This window comes from Micromonospora sp. NBC_01405, assembly GCF_045040155.1.
GTDB lineage: Bacteria > Actinomycetota > Actinomycetes > Mycobacteriales > Micromonosporaceae > Micromonospora.
Map to the genome: position 1 here is coordinate 2,725,736 of NZ_CP109532.1, position 19,019 is coordinate 2,744,754.

16 protein-coding genes are annotated in these 19,019 nt (G+C 71.7%); 4 read left to right on the forward strand and 12 right to left on the reverse strand.

What is annotated here, in order from left to right; genetic code table 11:
• Positions 1–10: 10 nt before the first annotated feature.
• The 5 genes from OG559_RS11365 to OG559_RS11385 form a co-directional block, all read right to left on the reverse strand.
• Positions 11–1,027, reverse strand: a complete 1,017-nt coding sequence (locus tag OG559_RS11365) for an NlpC/P60 family protein (RefSeq protein WP_405114977.1) — start codon at positions 1,025–1,027, stop codon at positions 11–13.
• Between the two features lie 177 nt (positions 1,028–1,204).
• On the reverse strand, positions 1,205–2,206 hold the full coding sequence (locus tag OG559_RS11370; protein WP_405114979.1) for a hemolysin family protein: 1,002 nt from the start codon (positions 2,204–2,206) through the stop codon (positions 1,205–1,207).
• A complete protein-coding gene (locus tag OG559_RS11375; protein ID WP_405116581.1) occupies positions 2,199–3,509 on the reverse strand; it encodes a hemolysin family protein in 1,311 nt (436 codons plus the stop codon). The genes OG559_RS11370 and OG559_RS11375 overlap by 8 nt, the downstream gene beginning before the upstream one ends.
• 170 nt (positions 3,510–3,679) lie before the next feature.
• Positions 3,680–5,875, reverse strand: a complete 2,196-nt coding sequence (locus OG559_RS11380; protein WP_405114981.1) for a (Fe-S)-binding protein — start codon at positions 5,873–5,875, stop codon at positions 3,680–3,682.
• A 301-nt stretch (positions 5,876–6,176) separates the two neighbouring features.
• Positions 6,177–6,440 carry a cell division protein CrgA gene (locus tag OG559_RS11385; RefSeq protein WP_350880366.1) on the reverse strand — a complete coding sequence of 88 codons (264 nt, stop codon included), beginning with the start codon at positions 6,438–6,440 and terminating at the stop codon, positions 6,177–6,179.
• A 230-nt stretch (positions 6,441–6,670) separates the two neighbouring features.
• Between OG559_RS11385 and OG559_RS11390 the strand changes: the two genes are divergently transcribed.
• From OG559_RS11390 to OG559_RS11405, 4 genes are read left to right on the forward strand one after another with little or no spacing between them, the layout of a single operon-like run.
• Positions 6,671–7,477, forward strand: a complete 807-nt coding sequence (locus OG559_RS11390) for a DUF881 domain-containing protein (RefSeq protein ID WP_405114983.1) — start codon at positions 6,671–6,673, stop codon at positions 7,475–7,477.
• A complete protein-coding gene (locus OG559_RS11395) occupies positions 7,474–8,877 on the forward strand; it encodes a class E sortase (RefSeq protein WP_405114985.1) in 1,404 nt (467 codons plus the stop codon). Before OG559_RS11390 ends, OG559_RS11395 begins: the two co-directional genes overlap by 4 nt.
• Before the next feature lie 2 nt (positions 8,878–8,879).
• Entirely contained in the window at positions 8,880–9,155 is a 276-nt protein-coding gene (locus OG559_RS11400; protein ID WP_405114987.1) for a hypothetical protein, read from the forward strand.
• Between the two features lie 4 nt (positions 9,156–9,159).
• On the forward strand, positions 9,160–9,810 hold the full coding sequence (locus OG559_RS11405; RefSeq protein WP_405114989.1) for an aminodeoxychorismate/anthranilate synthase component II: 651 nt from the start codon (positions 9,160–9,162) through the stop codon (positions 9,808–9,810).
• A gap of 76 nt (positions 9,811–9,886) precedes the next feature.
• Here OG559_RS11405 and pknB read toward each other — a convergent pair whose 3' ends face one another.
• From pknB to OG559_RS11440, 7 genes are all read right to left on the reverse strand, one after another.
• Positions 9,887–11,698: a Stk1 family PASTA domain-containing Ser/Thr kinase gene (pknB, locus tag OG559_RS11410; RefSeq protein WP_405114991.1), complete on the reverse strand. Its 1,812-nt coding sequence runs from the start codon at positions 11,696–11,698 to the stop codon at positions 9,887–9,889.
• Positions 11,695–13,152 carry a protein kinase domain-containing protein gene (locus tag OG559_RS11415; protein WP_405114993.1) on the reverse strand — a complete coding sequence of 486 codons (1,458 nt, stop codon included), beginning with the start codon at positions 13,150–13,152 and terminating at the stop codon, positions 11,695–11,697. The genes pknB and OG559_RS11415 overlap by 4 nt, the downstream gene beginning before the upstream one ends.
• A 1-nt stretch (position 13,153) precedes the next feature.
• A complete protein-coding gene (locus OG559_RS11420) occupies positions 13,154–14,659 on the reverse strand; it encodes a peptidoglycan D,D-transpeptidase FtsI family protein (protein WP_405114995.1) in 1,506 nt (501 codons plus the stop codon).
• On the reverse strand, positions 14,656–16,083 hold the full coding sequence (locus OG559_RS11425; protein ID WP_405116583.1) for an FtsW/RodA/SpoVE family cell cycle protein: 1,428 nt from the start codon (positions 16,081–16,083) through the stop codon (positions 14,656–14,658). Before OG559_RS11425 ends, OG559_RS11420 begins: the two co-directional genes overlap by 4 nt.
• A gap of 93 nt (positions 16,084–16,176) precedes the next feature.
• The gene (locus OG559_RS11430; protein WP_405114997.1) at positions 16,177–17,622 is read right to left on the reverse strand and encodes a protein phosphatase 2C domain-containing protein; all 1,446 of its coding nucleotides are present in this window, start codon (positions 17,620–17,622) and stop codon (positions 16,177–16,179) included.
• The gene (locus tag OG559_RS11435) at positions 17,619–18,107 is read right to left on the reverse strand and encodes an FHA domain-containing protein (protein ID WP_405114999.1); all 489 of its coding nucleotides are present in this window, start codon (positions 18,105–18,107) and stop codon (positions 17,619–17,621) included. The genes OG559_RS11430 and OG559_RS11435 overlap by 4 nt, the downstream gene beginning before the upstream one ends.
• Before the next feature lie 6 nt (positions 18,108–18,113).
• Positions 18,114–18,917 carry a DUF3662 and FHA domain-containing protein gene (locus OG559_RS11440; protein ID WP_161688773.1) on the reverse strand — a complete coding sequence of 268 codons (804 nt, stop codon included), beginning with the start codon at positions 18,915–18,917 and terminating at the stop codon, positions 18,114–18,116.
• Positions 18,918–19,019: the final 102 nt, after the last annotated feature.

The following is a 19,019-nucleotide window of genomic DNA, read 5'->3' on the forward strand; positions in this document are numbered from 1 at the left end:
CCGCGCGGCGTCAGCCGGGTCGGCGGAAGCCGGCGACCGGCATGGTGTTGATGCTGCTCACGTTGACCGGCTTGCCGGCCCGGGCCGCGTGCACCATTTTGTCATTGCCGAGGTAGAGGCCGACATGGTGCAGGTCGGCGAAGAAGAACACCAGGTCGCCCGGGAGGGCCTCCGAGCGCGGAATCGCCTTGCCCTGCTTCCACTGGGCGCCGGTGAAGTGGGTCAGCGAGATCCCGGCCGCCTTGTAGGCGTACTGGGTCAGGCCGGAGCAGTCGAACGAGTTCGGGCCCGTGGCCCCCCAGACGTACGGGTCGCCGACCTGCGCGCAGGCGGTCCGGATGGCGATCCGGGCCGCATCTCTGATCACGCCGGTGACCGTCGGGCAGCCCTCGACGGACACCACGGTCTTCGGCATCGACGCCTGCAGCCGCTTGATCTCGGTGTTGATGTGCGTCTTCTTGGCCGCCAGCTCCTTGGTCTGCTTCTCCTGGTCGACGATCAGCGTGTCCAGCTTCAGCTTCTGTCCGTCGTACTTGGCCCGGACGGCGAGCACGCCCTGCAACTGACGGCGCTCCTCCGCGGCCACCCGGTCCAGCATGGTGAGCTGCTCGGCGAGCGTCCCCGGCTTGGTGCTGACCAGCAGCGCGCCGAGGTCCTGCGACGGGCCGGAGATGTAGTAGCGGGCGGCGAGGTCACCGACCCGGTTCATCGCCAGCTCGGTTTCGAGCGCGAGCGGCTCGATCTTCTTCTTCAGCTCCGCCGACTTCTCCTTGTTCACCTTGAGCTGGGCGCGCACCTTGTTGTACTGCTCGATGGTGGGTTCGAGCTGCTCCCACTGTTTGTCGATCTGCGCCTCGATCTCGTCGACCGAGGGCTCGGCGTACGCGGGCGCGGTCAGGGTTCCGGCGCCCACGGCGACCGCCGCGACCAGGGTGAGCAGGCGTCGTACAAACCGGCGGGTGCCACCCGGACGAGCAGGTGACCAGCCCGGGACATGGCGATGAGGGGGCATGGTTGCCACCGGCACCGACTCCTTCGCAACCGACCGCCGGGCGCCTCGGGAGAGGGAAGATCGAGGCAGACGACCCACAGCGGTCAGCGCCCCACATTAGGCGAGGCCCACTCGGGTAATCAAGGTGGGTCGCCTACCGTCACGCACCGACAACCCTTCGCACGCAACGGGTGTGGTCCGGCGGGGCGGGGCTCAGCCGACGATGGCCGTCAATACATCGTCGAGGGTCACCACGCCCAGCGGCAGGCGGCCGTCGCTGACCAGGACCATGTGCCGCCGCTCGCGGCGCATCGCCAGCAGCAGGTCGGCCAGCGTACGGTCCGGCGGGACCACGGCCAGCGGGTGGTACACCTCGGCGGGCACCGGCGCGCGGCGGTCCGCCCCGGCGTACCCGAGGACGTCCTTGACGTGCACGAAGCCGAGCACCTTGCGGGTGGCCCGCTGCACCACCGGGAACCGGGACCGGCCCGTGCGGGTGGCCAGCACCTCCAGGGAGGCCGGCGAGACGTCCTCGGCCACTGTGGTCACCGTCGACCAGGGTTGCAGGGCGTCCGCCGCGGTGCGGGTGTGCAGGGCGAGCGCGCCGGTGATCCGGGCGTGCTCCTCCGCGTCGAGCAGGCCCTCCGTGCGGGCCTGCGCCACCAGCCCCGCCAGCTCCTCGGCGGTGAAGACCGTCTTGACCGAGTCCGTCGCCTCGACCCGCCACAGCCACAGCACCCGCCGTGCCGCCCACTTCATCGCCAGCAGCAGCGGCTTGGTCGCCGTGCAGAACGCGAGCATCGCCGGGCCCAGCCAGAGCGCCGCCGGCTCCGGCCCGGCGAGGGTGATGTTCTTCGGCACCATCTCGCCGACGACGGTGTGCAGGAAGACCACCACGCCGAGGGCGATCAGGAAGGCCACCGGGTGCACCGCCCCGGCCGGCAGCCCCAGCGCGTGGAACGGTGTCTCCAGCAGGTGCGCCAGCGCCGGTTCGGCGATCGCGCCGAGGCCCAGCGAGCAGACCGTGATGCCGAGCTGCGCCCCTGCGATCATCAGCGGGATCTGGTTCATCGCCGACAACGCCCACCGGGCTCGCTTCGACGTCGCCGCGAGCGGCTCGATCACGGTCCGCCGGGAAGCGATGAGTGCGAACTCGCTGCCGACGAAGAAGGCGTTGCCGAGCAGCAGCAACACGGTCACCGACAGTTCAAGCATCGTCGCCGGACTCCTCCGGGCGAACCACCCGCACCTGCTCGATACGGTGCCGCTCCACTTCGACCACGGTGAACTCGTACCCGCTCTCCTCGACCGTCTCCCCGGCCACCGGAATGTGCCCGAGCCGGGCCATCAGGAAGCCGGCGAGGGTCTCGTACGGGCCCTCGGGCAGCCGGAAGCCGGTCTGCTCGACCAGTTCGTCCTCGCGCAGCACCCCGTCGACCAGGGCGGTCCGCTCGCCGCCCGGCACGGTCAGCTCGACCGGCCCGCCGTCGTCGACCAAGGCCGGATCGAACTCGTCGGCGATCTCCCCGACCAGCTCCTCCACCAGGTCCTCCATGGTCACCACGCCGTCGGTGCCGCCGTACTCGTCGACCACGATCGCCAGGTCCGAGCCGGCCGCCTTGAGCGCCGCGAGGACGCCGTCGAGGTCGAGGCTCTCCGGCACGTACACCGGCTCCCGGGCCACCGAGGCGACGCTGGTGCCGGCCCGGCGGGCGAGCGGGACACCCAGCGCGTCCGGCACCGCCGCGACGCCGGTGACCAGGTCGAGGGTCTCCTCGAAGACCGGGAACCGGGTCCGGCCGGTCTGCTGGGCGAGGGTGAGCAGCTCGGCCACACTGGCCGTGGCGCGCAGCGCGATCACGTCCACCCGGGGGGTCATCGCCTCGGCGGCCCGCTTGTCGCCGAAGCGGATGGTGCGCCGCAGCAGCATCGCGGTGTCCGGGGGGAGCGCGCCGGCCTGGGCCGAGATCACCGCGAGCAGGCCCAGCTCCTCCGGGGACCGGGCGCTGGCCAACTCCTCCTGCGGCTCCACCCCGAGGCGTCGCACCAGCGTGTTCGCCGAGTTGTTCAGCCCTCTGATCAGCCACCCGAACGTCCGGGAGAAGGCGCGCATCCCCGGGGCCGTGGCCAGTGCGGTGGGCATCGGCCGGGACAGCGCCAGGTTCTTCGGCACCAGCTCGCCGAAGAGCATGGAGAGCAGAGTGGCCAGGGCCAGGGCGAGGAACGGGGTGAACCGGTCGGCGGACGCCCCCAGCGGGTGCAGCAGCGGGGTGAACAGGCGGGCCAGCGCCGGCTCGGCCAGGTACCCGGTGAGCAGGGCGGTGATGGTGATGCCGAGCTGCGCCCCGGAGAGCTGGAAGGAGAGTTCGTGTAGCGCGTGGCGGACGGTGACCGCACCGCCGTCCCCGGCCGCAGCCCGCCGGTCGAGCTCCGGCCGGTCCACGGTGACCAGTGCGAACTCGGCCGCGACGAAGAACGCGTTACCCGCCGTCAGCAGCACGAAGCCGACCAGGGGCAACACGGTGGTAACGAGAGGACTGTCGATGATCGGTTCACCTCGGCGCGATTGTTCCACGACCTGCCGCGTCGCACACGACCACGCGCAGTCGCCGCCGGCCCGTCGTCGCCCGGGGCGTCGCCGTCCACCGTGACCTGTCCGCCGTCCGCCCGCGCCCGGGGGCGTCGCCGTCAGCTACCGGCCGGCGCGGTCTCCTTCGCGCCGGCGGCGTCCGCCGGCTTGACCGAGCGGAGCAGCACGCTGGCGACGTCGATGACCTCGACCTGCTCGCCGGCGCCCTTGCCGTTCACGCCGTCGTTCAGCATCGTCGAGCAGAACGGGCAGCCGACCGCGATGGTCTTCGCCCCGGTGGCCATGGCCTCCTCGACCCGGTCCACGTTGATCCGCTTGCCGATCTTCTCCTCCATCCACATCCGGGCGCCGCCGGCACCGCAGCAGAAGGAGCGCTCGCTGTTGCGCGGCATCTCGGTGACCTCGCCGGCGATGGAGCTGTCGAGAACCTCGCGCGGCGGGGCGAAGACCCGGTTGTGCCGGCCCAGGTAGCAGGGGTCGTGGTAGGTGACGCCACCGTCGACGGGCTGGACGGGGGTGAGCTTGCCGGTGCTGACCAGGTGGGCCAGGAGCTGGGTGTGGTGCACCACCTCGAACTCGCCGCCGAGCTGCCCGTACTCGTTGCCCAGGGTGTTGAAGCAGTGCGGGCAGGTGGCGACGATCTTGCGCTTGTTCTTCTCCCGGCCCTCGAAGGCCTCGTTCAAGGTCTCCACGTTCTGCTGGGCGAGCATCTGGAAGACGAACTCGTTGCCGATCCGGCGGGCCGGGTCGCCGGTGCAGGTCTCGCCCTCGCCGAGGATGGCGAAGCTGACGCCGGCCTCGTTGAGCAGCGTGGCGACCGCCCGGGTGGTCTTCTTGGCCCGGTCCTCGAACGCGCCCGCGCAGCCGACCCAGAAGAGGTACTCGAAGTCCTCGACCTCACCGACCCGGGGAACCTCGAAGCCGAGGCCCTTGGTCCAGTCCTCCCGGGTGTTCTGCGGCGCGCCCCACGGGTTGCCCTTGTTCTCCAGGTTGCGCAGCATCACGCCGGCCTCCGACGGGAAGCTCGACTCGATCAACACCTGGTAGCGGCGCATGTCGACGATGTGGTCGACGTGCTCGATGTCGACCGGGCACTGCTCGACGCACGCCCCGCAGGTGGTGCAGGACCAGAGCACGTCGGGGTCGATGATGCCGCCGTCCTCGGCCCCGCCGATCAACGGCTTCTCGGCCTCCGCGAGCGCCAGCACGTCCATGTGGGCGAGCTGCGCGGCGGTGGCCTTCTCCTCGCCGGTCAGGTCCTTGCCGCCGCCGGCCAGCAGGTACGGCGCCTTGGCGTACGCGTGGTCGCGCAGGCTCAGCACCAGCAGCTTCGGCGACAGCGGCTTGCCGGTGTTCCAGGCCGGGCACTGCGACTGGCACCGGCCGCACTCCGTGCAGGTGCTGAAGTCGAGCAGGCCCTTCCAGGTGAACTGCTCGACCTGGGCGACGCCGAACTGGTCCTTCTCCGGGTCGGCCTCCTCGAAGTCGAGCGGCTTGCCCTCGCTCATCATCGGCCGCAGCGCGCCGAGCCCGGAGCCGGCCTCACCCGGGTTGCGCTTGAAGAAGATGTTGAAGAACGCCAGGAAGCGGTGCCAGGCGACGCCCATGGTCACGTTGAGCGCGATGACGATCAGCCAGGTCATCGAGATGGCGATCTTGATGACGGCGGCGATGCTGACGCCGGCCTCCCAGTCGGGCAGCAGTGAGCCGACGGCGTGACTGACCGGGGTGGCCCAGACCGGGTACTCGAAGTGGTCGGTGGCGACCTTGAAGCCCCGGATCACGAAGCCCATGATCAGCACCGCGAGGACCACGGCCTCGACGAAGTAGCCCTGCCACATGGTCGAGCCGGTGAACCGGGACCGCCCGCCCGGCCGGGTCGGCCGGTTGCGGACCCGGATCGCGATCAGCACCAGGATGCCGACCACGCCGAGCACCGCGATCAGCTCGGTGACCAGGCCGTAGACCGCCAGGCCACCGATCAGCGGCAGGCCGCCGGTCGGGGAGACGACCTCGAAGTACGCCTCCAGCACCAGCAGCGACAGCACGATGAAGCCGACCATCACGAACCAGTGCGCGGCACCCACCACGCCCCACCGGAGCATCCGCGTGTGGCCGACGGTCTCCACCAGCATCGTCTTCGTGCGGGTGGCCCTGTCGGTGAACCGCTCCGGATCGGGCTGACCCAACCGGATCACTGCCACCATCTTCATGACGGCACGCACCGCAAGCCACACCGCCACGGCGGTGATGGCGGCTGCGAGGATCGTGGTGACGATCTGGACGCTGCCCATCGAGTTGGCCTCCCGGTCTGCTGCCTGTCGAGCGGCTCGGCGACCGGGTCAGGTGCGTGACCGGCGTTACGTCGCCCCCACACACCGACCGGACCGGTCGATGACCTCGCTCACTCAGCCATCAGTGCAGCCTACGCGCAAGGTTACCCAGCAGTAACGTGAGTCATCTCGCACCTGGGGGCCACGCCGCCCTGCGGACACCATAGGGTGCCCGGCGCCGAAGCGCCGGGCAGGGGCTCGCGAGGTGACATGGATCGTGTCCACCACCGAAAACGGCACGCCGGGCCGACGCCCGGCGTGGTCAGCGCCAGCGGGAGAGCAGCACCAGGGACCCGACCATCGCACCGAAGCCCACCGCGAGGTTCCAGTAACCCCACGACATGACCGGGTACGCCTGCTCGGAGAGGTAGTAGATCACCAGCCAGCCGATGCCGGCGACGATCAGCGCAACCGCCGTGATCGGCAGCCAGACCGGGCTAGGCTTGCGCGTCGCCGCCGTCGCCGTCGGACGCACGTCCGTCGGCGGGGTGTACACCTTCTTCTTGCGGACCTGAGACTTGGGCACGACGCTCTCCAGAGGGGGTGACGACCTCGTCCGGCCTGACAACCGGGCACGGGGGCGACGGTCCATGGCCAATAATGTTTCGACAGCTAGCGTAGTCCCGAAGGCCCGTCCAGGCCATGAATGGGGTCAGGCCGATGCGCGGAGTGACCGAAAAGGGCGGGAGTGTTCGGGTACCCGCACCGGTCCGCGTCGTGGCGGGCTGACACCAGACGACGCGGAAGGAACGGTCGGTGGAGTACACATCCGGCGCCGCCTCCTGGCGGAAGGTCCTCCGGCGGGCGGTCATCGCCCTCCTGCCCCGACGCCCACGCCAGCGCCGGCCGGGCTGGTCGATCGGGGTGCCGCTGATCGCCGCCGCAGCCGGGCTGCTCTTCACCACCACCGCGACGACCGCCGGGGGCACCGCCCTGCGCGAGGACCGCCGCCCCCAGCTCACGCAGCTCATCGAGGACCGCCGGGAGCAGGTCGCGACGAGCGAGCTGCGGGCCGCCCGGCTGCGTGGCGAGGTCGAGGACGAGACCGCCGCCCTCGCCGACTCCGACGGCCCGATCAGGGACCAGCGGAACCGCGCCGCCGCCAGCCGTCAGGCCGCCGGGTTCACCGCGCTGCGCGGGACCGGCGTCGTCGTGGAGCTGGACGACGCGCCGCGCCGCCCGGAGCAGGGGCTGCCCGAGGGTGCCAGCAACGACGACCTGGTCGTCCACCAGCAGGATGTCCAGGCCGTGGTGAACGCGTTGTGGGCCGGCGGCGCGGAGGCCATGTCAATCATGAACGTCCGCGTGCTCGCCACCAGCGCGGTACGCTGCGTGGGTAACACCCTGCTGCTGCACGGCCGGGTGTACTCCCCACCGTTCAAGATCGTGGCAATCGGCGATCCAGCTGCCCTCCAGCAGGCCCTCGCCGCCTCCGAGGGAGTCCGGGTGTTCAAGGGCGTGGTCAACGACTTCCACCTCGGGTACCGGGAGACGGTCTCGACGGTCACCGTGCCGGCCTTCGAGGACTCGACAGCCCTGCGCGCTGCCAAGGTGCCCAGGTGAGCCGGACGCCCGACGGCCGCTGGGACGGCCGGCACCCCGACGAGGAGGCGACCGACTTCCTCCCCCCGGTCGACCGCCCCGGCCCGAGCCCGTCGGAGCGACCCGGCCAGGCCCGCCCCTGGCCCGACCCGGTGCTGCCGCCCCGCTCGACGGCCTCCCGGGGCGGCGATCCGGCGGCACCCGGCACCCGGCCCAAGCCGGCGGACACGCCGCCCACCTGGCACCCCGCCGCCGCGGACCGTCGCCCGGCCCGCGCCCCCGAGTCCACGGGGAGGCCCCCGACGGGTGCGCCCCAGCGACCCGGTCCCCCCCGGGCCGCCGACGGAACGGGCCTCCCGCCGTACGGGCGGCCCGCCGACCAGCCCGCCCGGGAGCCGTACGGGCGGCCCGCCGAGGAGCCGTACGGGCGGCATTCCGGGGATCGCCCCGAGTTCGGGCCCACGAGCCGACCGGCGTCCGCCGCCGAGGCCCCCACCACCTTCCTCCCGACGGTGCCGCCCGGCCGGCCATCGGTTACCGGCCCGGCCCTGGACTCGACCGCGCTGATGGGTGCCGTGCCCCGCATGCCGGAGAGCGACGACCCGGGCGGAGCCGACGCCGATCCGGCCGAGCCGCCCCGACCCCGCCGTGGCGAGCGGGTGGTCCAGCTCCGGGCCGAGCAGACCGGCGAGGGCTACAAGAGCGTCTACTCCGAGCTGACCCGGCCGTCCATCTGGACCCGGCTGCGCACCGGGGTACGGGTCAGCGGCGAGGTGCTGATCACCTTCGGCCTCGTGGTGCTCCTCTTCGCCGGGTACGAGGTGTGGGGCAAGTCGGCCATCGTCGACGCCCACCAGAACGACCTCGACCGCCAGCTCGCCCAGGCCTGGGGCGCGAACGGCGACCCGACCGTGGCCCCCACCGCCACCGCCACCGCCACCGCGAAGCCGAAGCCGAAGCCGCCGGTGCACGGCAAGCCCCTCGCCGGGCTCTACATCCCGAAGCTCGACAAGAACTGGGTGGTGGTCGAGGGCGTCACCCAGGGGGACATCCGGTACGCCCCCGGCCACTACCCGGACAGCGCAATGCCGGGCGAGGTGGGCAACTTCGCCGTCGCCGGCCACCGCAACCGGGCCACGTTCTGGCGGCTGGACGAGCTGAACAGCGGCGACGCCATCGTGGTCGAGGGCAAGACTGACTGGTACGTCTACAAGGTCTACAAGTCCCGGATCGTCAAGCCCAACCAGGTCGAGGTCGTCGCCCCGGTGCCGATGGAACCGGACGCGAAGCCGACGAAGAAGCTGCTGAGCCTCACCACCTGCAACCCGAAGTTCGACAACTACCAGCGCCTGATCATCCACGCCGAACTGGACCGCACCGAGGCCAAGTCGGCCGGCCGGCCGGCGGAGCTGGGGGCCTGACGATGTACGGCTGGATCTGGCGCAGGCTGCCGCTGGGGCTGCCCGGCAAGCTGGCCGGTTCGCTGCTGCTCGCCACCGCGACGGTCGCCCTGCTGTGGTACGTGGTCTTCCCGTGGGCGGAGCCGCTGCTCCCCTTCGACGACGTGCAGGTCACGCAGGACTCCGGCGAGCCGGGCGGCGGGCCGGGCGTGGACGGGAGCACCCCGGCCGGCGACGAGCACGACCTGCCGTACAACACCGACCAGAACAACACCCCGCCCCCCACCCCGAACAGGTGAGTCGATGCGCGTCCTGGTGATCGACAACTACGACTCGTTCGTCTTCAACCTCGTGCAGTACCTCGGCCAACTCGGCGTCGACTGCGACGTGCGGCGCAACGACGAGATCGACGTCGAGGAGGTGGGCCGGGTCGGCGCGGCCGGCGTCCTGCTCTCCCCGGGGCCGGGCAGCCCGGACCGGGCCGGCATCTGCCTCGACGTCATCCGCCGGTACGCGGGCGAGCTGCCGATCTTCGGCGTCTGCCTGGGTCATCAGGCGATCGGCGAGGCGTTCGGGGCGACCGTGGCCCGCGCCCCCGAACTGCTGCACGGCAAGACGTCCGAGGTGCGGCACCACTCGGTGGGGGTGCTGGCCGGGCTGCCGGACCCGTTCACCGCCACCCGGTACCACTCGCTCACCGTGCTGCCCGAGACGCTGCCCGACGAGCTCGAGGTCACCGGCTGGACGGGCTCCGGCGTGGTGATGGCGATGCGGCACCGGACGCTGCCGATCGAGGGCGTCCAGTTCCACCCGGAGTCGGTGCTCACCGAGGGCGGCCACCTGATGCTGGCCAACTGGCTGACCACGTGCGGCCACCCGCAGGCGCTGGAGCGCGCGCCGGAGCTGGCCGCCGAGGTCGACGCCCGCCGCCGCTCGGCGTTCGCCACCGCCTGACGCCGACCGGTCGCGTTCGCGCCGCCCCGAGACCGGAAACGACGAACCCGGCCCTCGGAGGGGCCGGGTTCGGGGGTCACCGCTCAGGGAGCCGGATCGGTGGGGTCGGGAACGGCTGTCCGCCGCCGCCACCACCCGTCGACGGGGTCGGACTGGTGGTGGGCGGGCTCGCGGTCGGCTCGGTGGGCTCGGGGCTGGGCTCGGGCACGTCGACCTCGATGGTCACCCGCTTGCCCTTCTCGAGACTCGTGCCCCCCCGCGGGTTCTGGCCGGACACCTTGCCGGCCTGGTCGGCCGGCACCTCGTCACCGTCGACGATCTTCACCACGTAGCCGGCCCGCTCCAACTCCTGCTTCGCGTTCTCCGCCGAGGAGCCGACGACGTTCGGCACCTCACGGATGTTGCCCTTGGAGACCGTCACCGTCACCTTGGTGTCCTCGGCGACCATGGTGCCGGAGGGCGGGTCGACCTCCGTGACGTTCCCCTCGGCGGCCTCGTTGCTCACCACCTTCTTGATCACCTGAAGCTTCAGCCCTTTGAGCTGCTGCTCGACGTTCTTGAACGGGGAGCCGACCAGGGCGGGCGGGATCGCCACCTCCGGCTTGCCGCCGCAGAGCTGGATGGTGACCCCCTCGCCCTTCTCCAGCTCGGTGCTCGCTGACGGCTCCTGCTTGACGACGGTGTCCTTCTTGCAGGTGCTGTCGAAGACCGGGTCGCCGACGGTGGGAACCAGGCCGGCTCCCTCGATCGCGGCCACCGCAGCTGCGCTGGTCTGGCCCGCCACGTCGGGGACACCGGTCTTCTCGGTGTTGTCCTGGTTCAGCAGGATGCCGGCGACCAGGGCGATCACGGCGAGCACGCCGAGCGCGGCGAAGGTGGCGATCACCCAGGAGGAGGCCCTGCGCTGCCGCGGGTCGCCGACGCGGGCCGGCGGCTGCTGCCGGGTGGCCGCGCCGCCGACGACCTGGGTCGGGTACCCCGATCCGGCGGCCGCCATGGGAGCGGTCTCGGCCTCCTGCATCACGGGGGTGGCCATCACCGGTCGGCCGGCCGCCGCCCGGAGCAGATCGGCCCGCATCTCGCCGGCGCTCTGGTACCGGTTGAGCGGGTTCTTCGACAGCGCCTTCAGCACGATCGCGTCGATCGCGGGGGTGACATCCGGGTTGATGTCGCTGGGGATCGGCGGGGCCTCCCGGACGTGTTGGTACGCCACGCTGACCGGGCTGTCCCCCACGAACGGCGGGTGGCCGCAGACCAACTCGAAGAGCACGCAGCCGGCCGCGTACACATCGGATCTGGCGTCGACGGCCTCGCCGCGCGCCTGCTCCGGGGAGAGATACTGCGCCGTGCCGATGACCGCGCTGGTCTGGGTCATCGAGGTGACGCCGGAGGCCAGGGCCCGGGCGATGCCGAAGTCCATCACCTTGACCTGGCCGGTCTGGGTGAGCATCACGTTGCCGGGCTTGATGTCCCGGTGGATGATGCCGTGCCGGTGGCTGAACTCCAGCGCGGCGCACATGTCGGCGCAGATCTCCAGCGCCCGGCGCGGCTGGAGGCGCCCCTCGACGCCGAGAAGCTCCTTGAGGGTCCGCCCGTTGACGAACTCCATCACGATGAACGGCAGCGTCTCGCCGGTGGGCCCGGTCTCCTCGCCGGTGTCGTACACGGCCACGATCGCCGGGTGGTTGAGCGAGGCGGCGTTCTGCGCCTCCCGACGGAACCGCATCTGGAACGTGTCGTCCCGCGCCAGGTCGGCCCGGAGCATCTTGATCGCGACGTCCCGACCGAGCCGGAGGTCACGGCCGTGGTGCACCTCCGCCATGCCGCCGTAGCCGAGCAGCTCGCCGACCTGGTACCTGCCACCGAGCAGGCGGGCCTGCGCTGTCATCGCGTCTGTCGTCCTTCGCTCGTCGTCGTCTCGCCGCCACCCGGCAGGAGCCGTTCCACCCGACGGTACGGCGTCCGGGAGGATTCGTCGCCCTCGCCGGCCGCCGACGCACCGGAGGTCACGGCCCGGATGCCGAGGACGCCGGAATCACCGGCCGCCGCGTTCTTCCGCAAGTTGTAGGAGATCACGCCGGAGCAGAGCAGGACCACCACGGCCAGCACGACGAACAGCAGGACAAACCCTGAACTGGACCGTTGCGGGGGGGCCGGCGGTGGGCCGGGCTGCCGTGCATACCCGATCGGGCCGGGCTGCCGGACCGGGGCCGGTGGCACGGCTGCGGCACCGCGCGGGTAGGCCGGCGGGCTGGCGACCGGCGGACGGGAAACGGCCGCCGGAGGCTGCGCCTGCTGGTGGGTGACCGGCGGACGCCGCTGGTGGACGACCGGCGGCCGGGGTACGGCGGCCGGAGGCCGGGGCTGCGGTGGCGCGGACGTCGGGACCGGCCGCTGCGCCACTGCGGGCGGACGGGGCGGCTGGCGTGTGGCGGGCGGCACCTGGGCGCGGGCCAGCGGGGCCGCCGGGGACGCCGGCGCGGCGGAGATCTGGCCGAGGTGCCCGGCGGTGCGAGACTGCTGGCCGAGCGCGAGCTTCGCCTGCCGGGCCACCCCGGCCAGGGCTGCGGCGCTGGGCCAGCGGGCGGTCGGGTCCTTGGCCATCGCCCGTTCGACGATCGCCCGTACCGACGGCGGGATGTCGCCAGGCAGCGGCCGGGGCGCGTCCCGGACGTGCCTCATGGCGATCTCGAGCGGATTGTCGCCCTCGAACGGCCGCCGTCCGGCGAGGCACTGGTATGCGACCACGCCGAGGGCATACACGTCGGAGGCGGGCGTGGCGACCGCGCCGGTGGCCTGCTCGGGGGAGATGTAGGAGGCGGTGCCGAGCACCGAGCCGGCGGCGGTGAGCTGCCCGACCAGCTCGGAGCGGGCGATGCCGAAGTCCGTCAGCACCAGGGTCCCGTTCGGCCGGACGAGCAGATTGCCCGGCTTGACGTCACGGTGCACGATGCCCTTGCAGTGCGCCGCGTGCAGCGCGTCGGCGGCCTGGGCGAGCAGCGCCATGGTGCGGGCCGGGGTGAGCCGGCCGACCCGGCCGAGCGTGGAGGAGAGGGCGTCGCCCTCGATGTACTCCATCACCAGGAAGGCGATGTGCTGGTCGCTGCCGAAGTCGTAGACGTCGACCACGCCGGGGTGGTTGATGGTGGCCATGGTGCGCGCCTCGCCACGGAACCGCTCGGCGAAGCCCGGCTCGTCCAGCAGCGCCGGGAGCAGGCTCTTCACCGCGACCGTTCGGCCCAGCACCTGGTCGGTGCCGCGCCACACGTCGCCCATGCCGCCGCTGGCGATCCGCTCGTCGAGGCGGTAGCGGTTGCCGAGCTGGACGCCGGGGCTGAGCATGTCAGCGGCCCCCGGGGTCGGCGATCGCCGCCTGCATGATCTTGCCGGCGATCCGGGCCGCCTCGGCGCTGCCGCCGGCGCCCGCCTCCTCCAGCATCACGCAGACCGCGGAGACCGGGTTGCCGTTCTTGTCGAACGCGAAGCCGATGAACCAGCCGTGGTCGGGAGTCTGCGGACCGGACTGGGCGGTGCCCGTCTTGCCGCCGACCCGGTAGCCGTCGATCTTCGCCTTGCGGCCGCTGCCGTTCTCCACCACGCTGACCATCATGTCGCGCAGGTCCGACGCGACGGGGCCGCTGACCGGCTGGCGCAGCTCCCGCGGCTTGGCGGTGTAGTAGCTGGTGGTGCGGTCCGGGGCGAGCAGCTGCCGGACCAGGTACGGCCGCATCTGGCTGCCGCCGTTGGCGACCGCCCCGGCGATCAGCGCCCCCTGGAGCGGGGTCATCCTCACGTCGCGCTGCCCGATGGAGGACTGCGCCAGCGCGGCCGGGTCGGTGGCGCCGTCGGGGGCCTGCATCGTTCCGGTGCGGCTGGCCGCCGTCGGCAGCCCGTCCTCGCCGAGCTGGCCGACCGTGAGGTCGTCCTGCTCGAAGCCGAACTGGCGGGCCTTCTCCTTCACCTTGTCGGCACCGAGCTTGACGCCGAGCTGGGCGAAGCCGGTGTTGCAGGACTCGGTGACCGCGTCGAGGAGGGTGACCTGGTCCTCGGGGCAGATCGACGGCACGGCGTTGCGGATCGGGGTGCCCGAGGTCGGCGGGGTCCAGCTGGAGCCGGCGGGGATCTCGGTGTTCTTGCCCACGCCGTTCTCCAGAGCAGCGGCGGCCACCACGATCTTGAAGGTGGACCCCGGGGGCAACACCTCCGACAGTGCCCGGTTCTTCAGCGGGCCGTTCGGAGCGTTGTCCAGCTTGTTGTACGCCGCCGTCGCCTCGTTGCTGTCGTGGCTGACCAGCGGGTTCGGGTTGAAGCTGGGCATGGAGACCAGCGCCTGCACCGCACCGGTACGCGGGTCGAACGCGATCGCCGCGCCCTTCTTCGCCCCGACCTCGTTGTCGGCCAGCCCGTTGTACGCCGCGTCCTGGGCCCGCTTGGAGAGGGTGAGCAGGACGTTGCCGCCGCCGGTCTCGTCGCCGGTGAACATGTCCTTGATCCGGTTGGCGATCAGCGCGTCGCTGGTGCCGGCGAGGAAGTCGTTCTCCACCCGCTCGATGCCGGTGTCGCCGAGGTTGACCGGCTTGTAGCCGAGGACGTGCGCGTACTTCTCCCCGCCGGGGTAGGTCCGCAGGAACCGCAGCTTGCCGCCGGTCTCCTTGCTGGTGGCCAGGGCGGTGCCGCCGGCCTCGATGTTGCCGCGCTTGCGCTCGTACTCGGCCACCTGGACCCGGCCGTTGTAGTCGCTGCTGCGGTACTCGTCCGCCTTGTAGGCCTGGATCCAGTTCAGGTTCGCGAAGAGCAGACCGAACAGGACCATCGCGACGACGCCAACGCGGCGCAGGGGTGCGTTCACGGCCGGATCACCTCCGTGGGGGCACCGTGCAGTTGCTCGGGCGGGCCGCCCCCGGGTCGGGCCGCGGAGCCGCCGGCCCCGGCCAGCGGACGGCGCGCGCCGTCGGAGACCCGTAGCAGCACCGCGATGAGCAGCCAGTTCGCCATCAGCGACGAGCCACCGGCGGACAGGAAGGGGGTGGTCTGACCCGTCAGCGGGATCAGCTTGCTGATCCCGCCCACGATCACGAACACCTGGAGGCCGAGGGTGAAGGCCAGGCCACCGGCGAGCAGTTTGCCGAACGAGTCCCGTACCGCCAGGGCGGCCCGCAGCCCCCGCTCCACAATGAGCAGGTAGACCACCAGCAGCGCGGAGAGCCCGAACAGGCCGATCTCCTCGCCGATGCCGGCGAAGATGAAGTCGTTCTGCACCTCGGGGATCTCCAGCGGCTGCCCGCCGCCCGGCCCGGCGCCGAACAGGCCGCCGCTGCCGAGCGCCAGCAGGCCCTGCACCAGTTGGTAGCCGTCCTCGTACGGGTCGGCGAACGGGTCCAGCCAGATCTCGGCGCGCAGGTGGAAGTTCGCGAACGGCCCGCCGATCACGCCACCCAGCACGTACGCCAGATAGGCCCCGCCGAAGAACAGGATCAGGCCGATGAGCAGCCAGCTCACCCGTTCGGTGGCGATGTAGAGGGTCACCACGAACATGCCGAAGTAGAGCAGCGAGGTGCCCAGGTCCTTCTCGAAGACGAGCACCAGCACGCTCAACACCCACACCGCGAGCACCGGGCCGAGGTCCCGCCCGCGCGGGAAGTCGATGCCGAGCACCCGGTGACTGGCCAGCGACAGCACCTCGCGCTTGCGCACCAGGTAGTAGGCGAAGAAGACGAGCAGCGCCAGCTTGGCGAACTCGCCGGGCTGGATGCTGAAGCCGCCGATGCGGATCCACAGCTTCGCGCCGTAGATCTCGGAATACCTTGCCGGCAGCACCGCCGGGATCATCACCAGCACGATGCCGGCGAGGCCCAGGGTGTACGCGTACCGCGAGATCGACCGGTGGTCGCGCATCAACGCGAGCAGGACGGCTGCGAGGAACACCGACGCGAGCGTCCAGGCGAACTGTCGGCCGCCGTTGCCGGCGAAGATCGCCAGCGACTCCCGCTCCCCGGGGGTGGCCTTGGCCAGGTCGAGCCGGCGTAGGAAGCCCACCCCGATCCCGTTGAGCAGGGCCACCGCCGGCAACAGGGCCGGGTCCGCGAACGGCGCGAGGAACCGGATGACCACGTGCAGGGCGAGGAAGACGACCGCCAGCACGGCGGTCGGGACCCAGAAGTCCGGGGTGACCGTGTCGAGCACGGTCGCCTCCACCGTCGCGCCGTACGCGGCCACGATCACCAGGGCCAGCAGCAGCAGGGACAGTTCGGCGTTGCGTCGCGACCTGGCCATGCGTACGCCGGACTGCTCGCCCGTCGTGGCGGGCGAGACTGCCGGTACGGCCGCTGCGGTCACGGATGGTCCTCGGATTTTCTCAGCCGACACTCACTCGGGCGATCGGCAGCCGGCGGGGTCGGCCGGCGTGGCCGTGTCGGAGGGCGGAGCGTCGGGTGTCGTGGTGGGCGAGGACGTCAGGGTGGCTGCGGCTGATGGCGTCGCCGTGCCGCTCGGCGTGGCGGGTTCGCCGCTGGCGACCGCGGTACGGCTCGCCCCGGGGGTGGGGGTCGCCGGGCCCGGGTTGGCCGGATCCGTCGTCGCCGTCGGGCCCGCCGGGCAGATCGGCTTGAGGTTCGGGTTGGCCGGGTCGTCACTGGTCAGCTCGGCCAGCCGGCGTTCGGCGTCCGGCTCGTTCTTGGCCGGGATACCCTGCTTGACCTGCTCCTGCGCCGCCAGGGTGAGGTCGTCCAGCCGGGCGGGGCTGGTGGAGTGCACGGCCGAGAGGTCCAGGCCGGCGACCTGCCCCTGGACGCCCCGGAACACGGCCACATCGCCCTGCTCTGTGGCGCCGACGTAGTACTGCCGCTGGGTGTAGCTCCAGCTGGCGAAGAGCACGCCACCGAGGATGACCACGAGGCCGAGGAGCATCGCGGTGGTCCGCAGCGGGCGACGCTTCGGACGGTCGTCGTCCTCCTCGGCCGGCTCCTCGGGTGCGGGCGGCCGGGGCGCGGACAGCGCCGAGGCGCGCGCGGCGGGCGTGGAGATGTCGGCGGAGGTGGCCATGCCCCGGTCGCGGGCGGCGGCGCCACCGACGATCGGGCTCGCCTCGACGATGTCGTGGGCGGTGGCGTCGGCGATGATCACCGTGATGTTGTCCGGGCCGCCGCCGCGCAGCGCGAGCTGCACCAGCCGTTCGACGCACTGCTGCGGGTCGGTGTACTCGCGCAGGGTGTCGCCGATCGTCTCCGCACTGACGACGCCGGAGAGGCCGTCGCTGCAGATCAGGTAGCGGTCGCCGGGCAGCACCTGACGGACGCTGTACTCCGGGTCGATGTCGCGGCCGTCGAGCGCCCGGGTGAGCAACGAGCGCTGGGGGTGGCTGCTCGCCTCCTCGGCGCTGATCCGGCCCTCGTCGACGAGCATCTGGACGTACGTGTCGTCCTTGGTGATCTGCGCGAACTCGCCGTTGCGCAGGAGATAGGCCCGCGAGTCGCCGATGTGGACCATACCCAGCTTGGTGCCGGAGAAGAGGGTCGCGGTCAGCGTGGTGCCCATCCCCTCCAGCTGCGGGTTGGCGTCCACTGTGTCGCGGAGCTGCTGGTTGGCGGTGCCCACGGCCGAGCGCAACGCGTCGACCAGGGCGTCACCGGGGACGTCCTGGTCGAGCGGCTCCATGGCACCGATGACGATGTTGCTGGCGACGTCACCGGCGGCCATGCCGCCCATGCCGTCGGCGACGGCGAGAAGCCGCGGTCCGGCGTAGACGGAGTCCTGGTTACCGTCTCGGATCAGACCGCGGTCGCTGTGGGCCGCATAGCGCAGGGTCAGAGTCATGGCCGTAATTCGAGAGAGGTGCGGCCGATTCGGATCGGCACGCCGAGGGGGACGGGGGTTGGTCCGGTGACCTTAGCGCGATCCAGGTAGGTGCCGTTAGTCGATCCGAGGTCCTCGACAAACCATTGCCCGTCACGCGGCACGAGTCGGGCGTGTCGCGCGGAGGCGTAGTCGTCGGTGATGACCAGGGTCGAATCCTCGGCCCGACCAATGGTGATCTGCGATTCACCCAGGGTGATCCGGGTGCCGGCGAGCTGCCCGGCGGTCACCACCAGCTGGTGCGCGGCCCGGCCCCGCTTCACCTTCGCCGGCTTGGCCTGTGGCTGCCCGGTCGAGGCTCCCAACGCCCGTGGCGCGGCCACCAGCCGACCCGAACGGGCGCCTGCGAACAGGTCCCGGCGGATGACGCCGACCACCGTGAACACGAAGATCCACAGCAGGATGAGGAACCCGAACCGGGCGACGGTGATGACGAGTTCCGGCAAGGCGGATCAGCCGTCCACGCGGAAGGTCAGGGTGGTGGTGCCGAGCTGGATCATGTCGCCCGGGTTGAGGGCGACGGCGGAGACCCGCTGGCCGTTGACCATGGTGCCGTTGGTCGACCCGAGATCGGTCAGCACAACCTGACCACCGTCGAAGTCCAGCCGGGCGTGTCGCCGGGAGATGCCGACGTCCGGCAGGCGCAGGTTGGCCTGGTCGCCGCGGCCGATCACCGTCGAGCCCATCTGGAGCGGATAGGTGCGGCCGTCGCCGGAGACCAGCCGTACGTTGCGCCCGCCGCCGTGCCCCGGCGGGGGGCCGTAGCCGCCGCCCTGGTCGTACGCCGGGTAGGCGGGCGGGCCCTGGTCGTAACCGCCCTGGTCGTAGCCGGGCGCGGAGACCGGGGCGACGTCGCCGCCGGTGTAGACCTCGGCGGTGACCCGGAACATTCCGGTGTCGAGGCCCTCGCCGCGCTCGATTTCGACGATCACGTCGCCGTAGACCGTCCAGGCCTGCTCGCCGATGAACTCCGCCTGCGACTGGGCCAGTTCCTGGGCCAGCGCGGCGGCGTACGGCGCCAGACGGCTGTGGTCGTAGGGCGAGAGATCGATCACGTAGCGGTTGGGCACCAGCGTTCGCCCACCGGCCAGGATCGCCTTGTGCGCCTCGGCCTCCCGCTGCATGGCGTTGAGGATCTCCACAGGGTGAACCACCCCTTTGAAGACCTTGGCGAAGGCTCCCTCGACCAGGCCTTCCAAACGCTTCTCAAAGCGTTGCAGCACGCTCACCGGCTCCTCCTCGGGTCCCGAGGACATGATGGTATCCGGCCGGCGCGCGTGCAGCTCACACGCCGCTCGGCCGCCCGCTGCCGGCCCGCTCGGGCGGGCCGGTGCCCTCGTGCTACAGTTTCGTCCGCC